Annotated in this window: 8 protein-coding genes; 7 read left to right on the top strand and 1 reads right to left on the bottom strand. The window is 38.7% G+C overall.

The genetic code is table 11. The features are described 5' to 3' along the window. Positions 1-158: 158 nt before the first annotated feature. On the bottom strand, positions 159-2,522 hold the full coding sequence (locus FNN09_RS20255) for a transglycosylase domain-containing protein (RefSeq protein WP_143304316.1): 2,364 nt from the start codon (positions 2,520-2,522) through the stop codon (positions 159-161). A 239-nt stretch (positions 2,523-2,761) separates the two neighbouring features. Here FNN09_RS20255 and topA point away from each other — a divergent pair, with 239 nt between their 5' ends. The 7 genes from topA (at position 2,762) to gldN (ending at position 12,305) form a co-directional block, all read left to right on the top strand. Continuing rightward, positions 2,762-5,242, top strand: coding sequence for a type I DNA topoisomerase (topA, locus tag FNN09_RS20260; protein ID WP_143304317.1), 2,481 nt, complete (start codon positions 2,762-2,764; stop codon positions 5,240-5,242). Positions 5,243-5,251: 9 nt separating this feature from the next. Then, the gene (locus tag FNN09_RS20265) at positions 5,252-6,412 is read left to right on the top strand and encodes an arginase family protein (RefSeq protein ID WP_143304318.1); all 1,161 of its coding nucleotides are present in this window, start codon (positions 5,252-5,254) and stop codon (positions 6,410-6,412) included. A gap of 179 nt (positions 6,413-6,591) precedes the next feature. Continuing rightward, positions 6,592-7,566 carry a type IX secretion system membrane protein PorP/SprF gene (locus tag FNN09_RS20270; RefSeq protein ID WP_143304319.1) on the top strand — a complete coding sequence of 325 codons (975 nt, stop codon included), beginning with the start codon at positions 6,592-6,594 and terminating at the stop codon, positions 7,564-7,566. 43 nt (positions 7,567-7,609) lie between these two features. Next, positions 7,610-8,938: an SUMF1/EgtB/PvdO family nonheme iron enzyme gene (locus FNN09_RS20275; RefSeq protein WP_143304320.1), complete on the top strand. Its 1,329-nt coding sequence runs from the start codon at positions 7,610-7,612 to the stop codon at positions 8,936-8,938. Positions 8,939-8,988: 50 nt separating this feature from the next. After that, complete coding sequence (gene gldL / locus FNN09_RS20280) at positions 8,989-9,828, top strand: gliding motility protein GldL (RefSeq protein ID WP_143304321.1); 840 nt, start codon at positions 8,989-8,991, stop codon at positions 9,826-9,828. Positions 9,829-9,869: 41 nt separating this feature from the next. Further along, the gene (gene gldM, locus FNN09_RS20285; RefSeq protein ID WP_143304322.1) at positions 9,870-11,438 is read left to right on the top strand and encodes a gliding motility protein GldM; all 1,569 of its coding nucleotides are present in this window, start codon (positions 9,870-9,872) and stop codon (positions 11,436-11,438) included. A gap of 18 nt (positions 11,439-11,456) precedes the next feature. After that, on the top strand, positions 11,457-12,305 hold the full coding sequence (gene gldN, locus FNN09_RS20290; RefSeq protein ID WP_143304323.1) for a gliding motility protein GldN: 849 nt from the start codon (positions 11,457-11,459) through the stop codon (positions 12,303-12,305). The last annotated feature ends 177 nt before the right edge of the window (positions 12,306-12,482 follow it).

Consider the following 12,482-nt stretch of genomic DNA (forward strand, 5'->3'; position numbering starts at 1 on the left):
CCTTGATTATAGGGCTTGAAATTGATTTGTTTCATGCTTTTAAGATACTAAATATCAGGCACATGAACAAACTAACTCAGCTGTAATCAATTGATTATGAACGAAAAAAGAGGGAATCCGTTTTTGGACACCCTCTTTTTCGTTATGCTTATTTTATCTTAGAAAAACTCTTCTACATTTTCAATAATTTCTTCTTGTACTTCCCCTTCAACAGGTTCACTTGCTTCCTGCGATGGCTGGTCACAATCCGTGTTGACATGAAAGTTAAGGGGTTCTTCAAAAACATCTTCCTGTGTAATGCCAAGGTCTTCATCGGCATATACGTCGGTCATGTATAAGGCAAATATTGGAAGTGCCATATTCGCCCCCTGACCAAGTGAAATACCATCGAAATGAATGTCACGATCTTCTCCTCCAGACCAAACGCCAGTTACCAGTTGAGGGGTTACACCCATAAACCAACCATCTGAGTGGTTTTGTGTTGTACCTGTTTTACCGCCAATTTGACCGTATAAATTGTACTTGTAACGTAGTCGTCCTCCTGTCCCTTGGTTAACAACGCCTTGTAGCAAGTTAAGCATTAGGTAGGCAGTAGGCTCGCTAATGGCCTCTCTCTTTTGAGGATGGAATTCAGAAATGACATTTCCGTAGCGATCTTCAATACGGGTTACAATCATGGGTTCAATGTGCACACCTTTGTTGGCGAATGTACAATAGCCACTGGTAAACTCTAATAAACCAAATTCAGGTGTTCCAAGGCATAAAGCAGGTACAGCATCCATGTGGCTTTTAATACCCAACTCATGTATGGTGTTGGCTACGGCTCTTGGGTTGAATTGTTTCATAACCCAGGCTGTAATGTTATTGTTTGAATTAGCCAGACCCCACTTAAGTGTTACCATTTCACCTGCTCGGGCACTACCACTGTTTCGTGGAGTCCATGTTTTTCCATTGCCCAAATAAAAGGTTTGTGCAATGTTCGGAACAAGGTCGCAAGGGGTAAAGCCCTCTTGCATGGCTAAAGTGTATACGAATGGTTTAATTGTAGATCCAACCTGGCGCTTTCCTTTGCCAGCCATGTCGTACATAAAGTGTTTGAAGTTAGGTCCGCCCACATAAGCTTTTACATGCCCCGATTGAGGATCCATTGAGACCATTCCTGCTCTTAAAAAGAATTTATAATGGTGAATAGAATCCAGAGGAGTCATTACAGTGTCGCGTTCTCCTTGCCAGGTGAAAACAGACATGTCGTATTTGGTGTTAAAAACGCGCAATACGCTATCCATATCGGCACCATTACGATTTAAGGCTCTGTAACGATCTGTATTTTTAATGGCTCGCTCTATAATTTTCTCATAATCTTCTTCCGACAAATCTTCGGTGTATGGTGCGCCGGGTTGTTTTCTTTTTTCTTCAAAAAACTTAGGTTGAATATCTTTGCTTAAGTGATTGATCACTGCTTGCTCTGCATAATGTTGTAAGCGAGAGTCAATGGTTGTATAGATTCTTAATCCATCCTTATAAATATCGTATTTAGTGCCGTCGGGTCTGTAGTTCTTGTTGATCCAGCCATAAAGTGGGTCACTAATGTAGCGCAAGCTATCTTCTATAAACTTATTCTCCATCCATGATGGATAGTGTTCGCGTTGTGGCTCGTTGGCCGACATTGAAAGTCTAAGGTATTCCCTAAAATAAGGGGCAGGACCATCCTTATGGTCGGCTCTGTTAAACTCAAGTCCTAATGGCATCGTTGATAACGAGTCATAATCTTCTTGAGATAGGTATTGCGCCTTTAACATTTGGTGTAAGACCACATTGCGCCTGTCCTGAGTTAATTCTGGTCGGCGTACAGGGTTGTATAAAGCAGGGTTTTTAAGCATGCCAATAATAACAGCAGCTTCCTCCACTTTAATGGTGTCGGTACTGGTGTTAAAAAACGTTTGGGCTGCACTTTTAATACCATAAGCATCGTAAATAAACTCAGCTTTATTAAGGTACATGGTCAATATTTCTTCCTTGGTGTAGCTCCGCTCTAGCTTAACGGCGATAACCCATTCTTTTAGTTTCTGAAATGCTCTTTCAACAGTGCTTGATGCCTGTCCGTGAAATAAAAGTTTGGCTAGTTGCTGAGTAATTGTACTTCCACCACCAGAACTTTGGTCTTGCATAATAATGGTACGGAAAATTACCCTTGCTATACCTCTGGCGTCAATGCCCGAATGATCATGAAAACGTACATCCTCTGTCGCTACCAAGGCATTTATAATATTAGGTGATAGTTCTTCGTAAAGACTATAGCTCCTGTTCTCACGAAAATAGTTACCGAGTACCTGTTGATCTGATGATAATATTTCGGTGGCCAGATTGCTTTTGGGGTTTTCCAACTCCTCAAAAGATGGCATAAAGCCAAGCATGCCATACGAAATCATTGTAAACAAAGTAAAAACCGATACCATGCCGCCAATTATAATCGCCCAAAATGAACCAACGAGTTTGCGATATTTTGATTTTTGTATTGTCATTGCAGTTTTATATTACGTCATGTAAAATATTTCAAGCTGCTTTCCACATCATTTTGAACAACGCTCAAATAGCTTGTATTCGTATCTATAATTGATATTTTGGTGTAAAAATAGTAAAAATTGATGGATAGAGATGGGTGAACGTTTGCGTAAAGCATTTTCATTTTTTAACATTGTGACGATTTTATTGTATTTTTGTGCGCTTTAACAATAAGTGGTGTTTGTAAGACATTTGAGAGATGGGTAAAAAAACAACGGTTACAGAAGGTAATCTGGTGATAGTCGAGTCACCAGCGAAGGCAAAAACCATTGAGAAATTTTTGGGAAAAGGATTTTTGGTCAAGTCGAGTTATGGTCACATACGTGATTTGTCAAAAAGCGATTTTGGCGTAGATATCAATAACAACTATCAACCCGATTATATTGTTTCCTCGGATAAAAAGGAAGTTGTAAAAGAATTAAAGCAGTTAGCTAAGAAAGCCGAAGTTGTTTGGATCGCTTCCGATGAAGACCGCGAAGGAGAAGCTATTGCCTGGCATTTATATGAAACGCTTGAGCTGAAGCCGGAAAATACACGCCGTATTGTTTTTCATGAGATTACAAAAGATGCCATTCAAAAGGCAGTTGAAAATCCTCGTGCTATAGATGAAAACCTGGTAAATGCACAGCAGGCCCGACGCGTACTTGACCGCTTGGTAGGTTTTGAGTTATCGCCTGTTCTATGGCGCAAGGTAAAACCATCCTTATCAGCTGGGCGCGTTCAGTCAGTGGCTGTTCGACTTATTGTAGATCGCGAACGTGAAGTCTTTGCTTTTAAACCCACTTCATCTTACCGTGTAACAGCACAATTTGAAGTAACCGATGATAAAGGTTATGTCAGAGAATTAAAAGCCGAATTAAATCGTCGTTTCGACACCTTAGAGGAAACACGAGCTTTTGTTGAAAAATGTGGTGATGCACAATTTTTGGTTTCTCAGATTGAGAAGAAGCCAATGAAAAAATCGCCGGCAGCACCATTTACCACTTCTACCTTGCAGCAAGAGGCTTCGAGGAAATTGGGCTACTCAGTATCACAAACCATGTCGGTGGCACAAAAACTTTACGAAGCAGGTAAGATTACCTATATGCGTACCGATTCTGTTAACCTTTCTGATTTGGCCCTTAATATGGCTTCAACTCAGATAACAGAAAAAATGGGTGCTGAATATGTTAAAATAAGAAAGTATAAAACGAAAGCAAAAGGTGCTCAGGAAGCTCACGAGGCCATTCGACCAACTTATTTAGATAAAGAAACAGTTTCAGGTTCTGCACAGGAAAAGAAATTGTATGAGCTAATATGGAAACGTACCATTGCTTCGCAAATGAGCGATGCTCAATTGGAGAAAACCGTTATTCACATTAATGCCGGCGATGCGAAAGAAAAATTCATGGCAACAGGCGAGGTTATTAAGTTTGATGGTTTCTTAAAAGTATATATCGAATCGACTGATAGTGAGGGAGAGCAGGATGATAGCCAAGGTGTGTTGTTACCGCCAATGGCCGAAGGAGATGTATTGGCCATGCAGCATGTAGAGGCGCGCCAGCGATGGAGTCAAAAGCCAGCACGATACACAGAAGCCAGTTTGGTCCGTAAGTTAGAAGAGTTAGGTATTGGAAGACCATCAACATATGCACCAACAATTTCTACTATTCAGAATAGAGGCTATGTAGAGAAGGAAGATAGAGACGGTAAGCAGCGCAGTTACCAGCACTTATGGTTAGAAAATGGTAAGAGTTTGGTTGAGAGTGAGAAAACTGAAATTTCAGGCGCTGAGCGTAGTAAGTTATTTCCAACCGATATAGGTATGGTCGTGAATGACTTCCTGGTAAAGTATTTCGATAACATTGTTTCCTTTGACTTTACAGCAAAAGTTGAAAAAGAATTTGATGATGTGGCGCTTGGGAAAGTGGAGTGGAGTAAGTCAATCGACGATTTCTATAAGCCTTTCCATATAAAAGTGGAGGAGACGCTTGAGGTTTCAGAAAAAAGCACTGGAGAGCGTATTCTAGGTGTTGACCCGGCTTCAGGTAAACAAATATCTGTTCGTATCGGACGCTTTGGTCCTTTGGCTCAAATTGGTGTGTCATCTGAAGATGAGGATGCTGAGAAACCAAGGTTCGCATCTTTACGAAAAGGACTGCATTTAGAAACGATTACAATTGAAGAGGCGCTTGATTTATTTAAACTGCCACGTACTTTGGGTGAGTTTGAGGGCAAGGTAGTTGTAATTGGTATAGGTCGTTTTGGTCCTTACATCCGTCATGACAGTAAGTTTGTCTCTCTTAAAAAGGATGTGGATGATCCGTTTGAAATCGATTTAGAAACATCGATCGAGCGTATTAAAACCAAACGTGAAGAGGATCTAAAAAAGATAATACAGTTGTTTGATGAAGAGCCGGACTTGCAGGTATTGCAAGGTCGCTGGGGACCATTTATCAAGTTTCAGAAAAAGAATTATAAAATTCCTAAAGATAAAAACGCTGAAGAATTATCTTTGGAAGAGTGTAAGGCGCTAATTGAAGCAGAAGATAAAAAATCGCCTGCCAAAAAAGGAGCTAAAAAAACGACAGCTAAAAAAACTAGCGCAAAGAAAACAACGACTAAAAAAGCAACTACAAAGAAGACGACAGCGAAGAAAACAACAGCCAAAAAGAAACCAAGCACCAAGAGTACAAAATAAACCAAGCCTGTGACAGAAGAGTGGATTCATTATTTCGATAAAGCGAATTACAACATAAGCCCTGCATTTGAAGATGGTGAAGACGAAAAGTTAGATCGTCAAACCATCTGTTTTCATGATTCTCCCAATGTGAATTGGGAAGAGGTAGATGTTGTTCTTATTGGAATTGGTGATGCCCGAAATACAGTGCATAAAGGTTGTGACAAAGCCCCGGATGCTGTACGTTCGGTATTATTAGGTTTGCGTGCTTTAAGTAAAGAGCTGAAAATAGTTGATCTAGGAAATCTTCGTGGTAAAACTATTGATGATCGCTACAAAGCCTTGTCAGATATTACATTGTCATTATTAAATTTAAAAGTACTTCCGATTGTGATTGGAGGAGGACAGGATTATACCTTGCCGTTGGCTAAGGGTATGAAACAATTTAAGAATGACTACCAATTGGCCATTGTTGATTCGAAAATTGATTGGCTATCTGATAAATATGATTATTCAGCAAGTAGCTTTCTTGGATTTATTTGTCACGATGAATCTATCGCACCGCGAGACTTGTCAATGGTGGGTGTGCAAAAGTATTTGTATAGCCAATATCAAGAAAATAAAATAAAAGAAGCAACATACGACATCTACCGTTTAGGTCAGCTGCGACAGCATGGACATGTTGAAACGGAACCCATCATGCGCGATGCAGATTTGGTAAGTGTTGATGTGACCTCGGTTAAGCAAAGCGACCTACCAGGGCGCATTGTGGCAATGCCTAATGGCTTGGCGGGCGAAGAATTGTGTCAGTTAATGTGGTATGCAGGGCAGAGTGATCGTTTGAAAGCAATTGGTGTTTTTGAATTGGATATTGAGCTGGATATCAATCATCAAGGTTGCTCTTTGGTGGCTCAGGCTATTTGGCACATACTAGAAGGCTATGCTTTACGTTATAATGATTATCCGGTAAAAGTATTGGATGAGTATAGGCAGTTTATAGTTTTTTTGGATGACTATGAGCTGGAAATAAAGTTTTATAACAACCAGAGCAATGATCGTTGGTGGGTTGAAATACCAACACAAAGTGATAAATGTGAAATAATAGCCTGTGGAAGAAGTGATTTTGAAACAGCATCCAATAATGAGATACCCGAGAAATGGTTTCGTTATATTCAAAAGAATGACTTATAAATCAAGCAAAAACACACATTTGTAAATTTATAGTTTTGAAAAATGAAACCTTTAAGAAGAAATTAGAGTATATATCCCCAGCGTTTTAATAGCTGGTAATCAAATGTTGTTTAGAAAAAATCTAAACAAACTATAAGTTAAAGAACTAAGGTTCAGATGTTACACCAGCTTTTTAGAGCATGGCTAGGAGAATAGTATTTTTTCTGTTATTTTGCGTTGCTTCTATTGCATGGGGGCAACAGTATCCGCAGTTTAGTCAGAATATGTTTAACCAACTGACTGTCAATCCCGGATACGCAGGTACAAGCGAAATGGTAAACGTTACGCTTGGTAACAGACAGCAATGGATGGGCGGTTTTAAAAATAATGCCGGCGTGTCCATGGCTCCAAGTACAACGGTTTTTGGAGTAGATACAGAAATTAATTTATTGGGATGGAATAGCGGTATTGGTTTATCCATTATGAATGATGAAATTGGCGAATGGTCAAGTTTATACTTGTCAGCCATTTACTCTAAACGATGGGAAACAGACTACGGTAAATTAGGAGTAGGACTTTCTTTAGGTCTGGTTAATCAGGGTATTAAAGGAAGTAATCTCAGCACGATGCCTGAAGGCGAAGGAGATTTCCAGGATGGCGGTTATCACAGTGATGAATCGTTTCCGGATGATGAAGGAATGGCTTTTGATGCTGGCTTTGGTGCTTACTTAGAAAATAATCAATATTATATTGGTATTTCAGTGGCACACCTTAATCAACCAAAACCTAAATTTAAGGATACATACACTTCTTACCTCGACCGTACTGTTTTTATCACAGGAGGATATCGCATTCAAATGAAAAAGCGACCAATCGTTTTAATACCATCCATATTTCTGAAATCAAATATGTCGAGCTATCAAATAGATTGGAATATTAACGGCATATTAAAAGATAAGTATTGGGGCGGATTAACATATCGCATGCAGGATGCCATTGTACTATTGGGTGGAGTAGAACTCAATAATGGTTTACGTATAGGTTATAGTTATGATGTTAGTATTTCTAAATTAAGTGGTGCACGAAACGGCTCTCACGAAATTATGCTAGGTTATCGGTTTGAACTGAGCCTGGAGAAAAGGAAGAAGCAATACAAGAGTGTAAGATATTTATAAGATATAGAATAAGTAAAAGAGTAATTCAGATATTAAGGCTATTATGAAGAAAGTACTTGCCATCAGTGTCATTTTAATCACCATTTTAACTGGATGCGGACAGTCCAGCGGTGGAGAACTAACAGGCGTTGCACGCCGGGCCTCATTTTATGAACCAGATCCTTACGGAATGTTATTCATTCCTCAGGGAAGTTTCAATATGGGACCCAATGATATGGACGTTGCTAACACAATGACCGCTCAATCAAAAACTGTTTCAGTACGTTCGTTTTGGATGGACGAAACAGAAGTAACCAACAGCGAGTATCGTCAGTTTGTTAATTGGGTAAGAGATTCAATCGCACGTAATTTGTTAGGAGAGCAGTTTGAGGAGTTTTTAATTAGCGAAGATTATCTTGGCAATGAAATAGATCCTCCGTTTGTAAACTGGGAAGAGCCTATTGAATGGGACAATGAAGAGTATGCCGAAATTTTGGATGAAATGTTTTTACCAGAAAATGAGCGTTTCTTCAGAAGAAAAGAAATTGACACACGTAAGTTAACTTATGAGTACGAGTGGGTCGATCTTATTCAAGCAGCCAAAAAAAGTAATCGTTACAACTACGAAACAAAACAATACGAAGGACAGGTATACGACCAAAAAGGTGAAGAGCGTGAAATTAGCGATCGTTCAGCTTTTATAATGAAAGATGCTGTTAATGTTTATCCTGATACCTTGTGTTGGATTTCTGATTTTACTTACTCATTTAATGAGCCTTGGACTGAGAAATACTTCTGGCACCCAGGTTTCGACGAATATCCGGTAGTAGGTGTTAACTGGAAGCAAGCAACAGCTTTCTGTATCTGGCGTTCTGAGTTATTAAATAATTACCTGAGTAGTAAAGGCGAGCCTATTGTAAATAAATATCGCTTACCAACCGAAGCTGAGTGGGAGTATGCTGCACGTGGAGGTTTGGAACATGCCATGTACCCATGGGGAAATATGTATACCCGTAATGATAAAGGGTGTTTCCTTGCTAACTTTAAGCCTTTACGTGGTCGCTATGGCGATGATGGTGGTATGACAACTATGTCCGTAGGTTCATACGCTCCAAACGATTATGGATTATTCGATATGTCAGGTAATATTGCGGAGTGGACTTCAAGTGCATACGATGAGTCGGCTTATACTTTCACACATGATTTCAACCCAACTTATAAGTATAATGCTTTACCTGATGACCCACATGTAATGAAGCGTAAAGTACTTCGTGGAGGTTCATGGAAAGACATAGGTTACTTCCTGCAAAATGGAACACGTACTTATGAGTATCAGGATTCTTCAAAATCCTTTATTGGTTTCCGATGTGTAAGAGATTACATTGGTGACTAAACACGATTAATTTTAGGACGGTTAATTATTCGATAGTTAATATTTAGAACATGAATTTAGATGACGTTTTTCATAATCCCGCGTTTAAGAAGGGAATGGCCAAGCTTTATGGTATTGGTGCCGCAGTTGTAATTATAGGTGCTTTATTTAAAATTTTACACTTACCAGGTGCAACAATAGCTTTGATATTAGGTTTAGGTACCGAGGCGGTTATTTTCTTTATTTCAGCTTTTGAACCTTTACACGAAACTCCTGATTGGGGTCTTGTTTACCCTGAGTTAAACGGATTAGAACCCAATGCTGGAAAAGGGCAAGTCGGTGGAGGTGGAAGTGAATTAGCAGCCTTAATACAAAGTGGTCATCTCGACGAAAAGGATATACAAAAATTATCTGAAGGCATTAAGAAGTTATCGAATACTTCGTCGCAATTAGCTGATTTGGGAGATGCATCTGTAGCAACAAACTCTTATGTTCAAAATATGCAAACAGCTGGTGATGCGGTTGGGCAATTTGCAAACCAACAAATATCAATGGCTAAAAGCAGTGAATCTTTAGCTAATGTATTTGCTTCCTCTGGTGAAACGCTGAAATCGCACTTTGAGTCATTAACAGCGAATAATCAGTCGTATGGTGAGCAGTTGAGCGATGTTAACAAGAATTTAGCATCTATTAATTCAGCTTATGAGTTACAACTGTCGGGTATCAATAGCCAAGTTGAAGCATCTAAGGTTCTAACAGAAGGTTTAGGTGAAATTAGCAATCAATTCCAGCAATCTGCTGGCGATGCTAAAGTATATCGCGAGCAAGTATCACAATTGAGTCAATCGGTTTCTGAGTTAAATTCTATATATGGGAATATGCTTAGTGCTATGAATATGGGTAATAAATAATCAGGTAGATCATTATAAACTGCTAATTAAAGAACAAAACTATGAGTGGTGGAAATTGTCCCGAAACGGGCAGGCAGAAAATGATCGGAATGATGTACCTGTTTCTGACGGCGATGTTAGCGCTGAACGTTTCAGGTGAATTACTTCAAGCATTTCAATTGGTTGACAAAAGCATACAGGAAAGTATAAAAGCAACTGATTCTAAGAATTTAGATATCCATAATCAATTCAGAGCTGCTGAGGCTGTAAATGCTGAAAAAGTAAAGCCTGTAAGAGAGAAAGTTGAATCCATATACGAAAAGGCAGATACGCTGTACAATCAAATTCAGGAATTGAAATTGATGATGATGAGAACTGCTGATAATAGTCCTGAAGCAACGCTGGACAATTATAAAGGGTCGGATAATCAGGATATTGCTCCTCAAATTATGATGGTTGAAAAGGGGGGGGAACGTTCAAAGAATTTAATCGCTGATATCAATGAATATCGTGATTATTTGATTAGTATTATTAGTGAAGAAGATACTGCTTTAATAAGTGCATTGAATACAAGTTTGTCTACCGAAGCAGCACCTCCATCGCGTCCAGGACAAGTTCAAGTGAGTTGGGCAAGTCAAAAGTTTGAACATTTACCATTATCTGCGTCTTTTGCATTATTAACTAGTATTCAAAGTAATGTTCGTAATGCGCAAGCCGATGTTGCAACCTACTTATTAGCAGGGATTGATGAAAATACGTATAAATTCAACGATATACGATCGGTAGTTATTCCAAGTTCTGCCATGGTTTTAAAAGGAGAAACCTATAGTGCGAAACTGTTAATTGCTGCTACAGATAAATATCAGAAACCACGTTTTGATATAGAAGGATATAGTGTTAAACCTAATGAAGATGGTGAAGGAATTCTTGAAATTCGTACCAACAAAACAGGTAGGCAAGAGTGGTCAGGTAAGATTTGGTTTAAGGATCCTAATGGAATTGAAAAACCTTATGAGGTTACTCATACTTTTGATGTGGTTCAGCCTAATGCTGTGATTTCTCCTTTAAAAATGAATGTTTTTTACGAAGCTTTGGAGAATCCTGTTGAAGTGTCTGTTCCTGGTGTACCTGCCAATCAACTGGAAGTTAGTTTTTCAAATGCAACCAAGCGTTCGCAAGGAGATGGTGTTTATATCGTGATACCAAAACCAGGTTTTGCAGGAGGTAAATCTATCGTAACAGTTTATGCGAATATTTCTGGTGAAAGACAGCGTATTGGTAGCAAAGAGTTTAGGATAAAGCCTTTGCCATTGCCTTATGCGACTTTTGCAGGTAAGCGTGATGGTAAGGTTAAAAAAAATCTATTGAAAGTTCAAAATGGTATTTTTGCCACAATGGGACCTGATTTTGATTTTGAATTGGAATATAAAGTAACACAATTTAGTATTGCTGCTACAAAAGGTGGTTTCTTTCAAAGTGAACCGTCTAAAAGTAACCGTTTAACTGATGCACAGATAGAATTAATTAATAGTTTAGGTAGAGGTGCAAAATTAATGGTAGAAGAAATAAAAGCTATAGGGCCAGATAAGCGTAATAAAAAGTTGGCTCCGATAGTATTAACAATTGACTAGGAAATAAAATTAAAGACGATGAAAAGATTATTCTTTATCCTGATTGTATTGGTAGGACTCAGTGCAGTTGATGTAGTTAAAGCACAAGAAGTAAATTCTGAGCTATATACAAAAGATCACGTACCTAATCGAAAACCTATACCTTATGCACACGTTCGCGAGGCAGATGTGTTATGGGCCAAAAAGATCTGGCGTGTTATTGATTTACGTGAGAAGATTAACCTACCAATGTATTATCCAACAACACAAATGGATGATCGTTATAATTTAATCGATCTTTTGATTTATGGCATTCAGTATGAGGGTTTAACAGCTTATTCCACTGGTGGAAGTGATGAGTTTCAAGTGCCATTAACACTTGATCAAGTCATGCGACAAATGGGAGCGGTATCTGATACTTCAATGGTTAAGGATATTGAAACTGGTATGTTTGTTGAAAAGATTGTAGAAGGTGAAGTGCGTTCTACTGAAATCAAACAATTCATGTTAAAGGAAATTTGGTTCTTCGATAGTAAATATTCTCGTATGGATGTTCGTATTGTAGGATTATGTCCGATTAGAGAATATGTTTCTGAAGAGGGTGGCGAAGGCAATGTTCGTAAGTCTCAGACTTTCTGGATTTACTTCCCTGAAGCACGTGGTTTATTTGCCCGTCATGAGGTGTTTAACCCTCGAAACGATGCTCAACGCCGTACTTTTGACGATATCTTTATTAAGCGTTACTTTGGTAGCTATATCTACAAAGAAGCTAACGTATACGATAACCGTCGTATTGAAGATTATACCGCAGGTATGGAAGCTATGATGGAGTCAGAGCGCATCAAGCAAAGTATTTTTGAGAAAGAACACGACATGTGGGAATTCTAATAACAAAGGATAAAGTTTACTAGTCTAAATATATAAGAAGAGGGTGTCCAAAAACGGATTCCCTCTTTTTTCGTTCATAATCAATTGATTACAGCTGAGTTAGTTTGTTCATGTGCCTGATATTTAGTATCTTAAAAGCATGAAACAAATCAATTTCAAGCCCTATAATCAAGGTCA

The sequence above is a fragment of the Carboxylicivirga sp. M1479 genome, assembly GCF_007097485.1.
Lineage (GTDB): Bacteria > Bacteroidota > Bacteroidia > Bacteroidales > Marinilabiliaceae > Carboxylicivirga.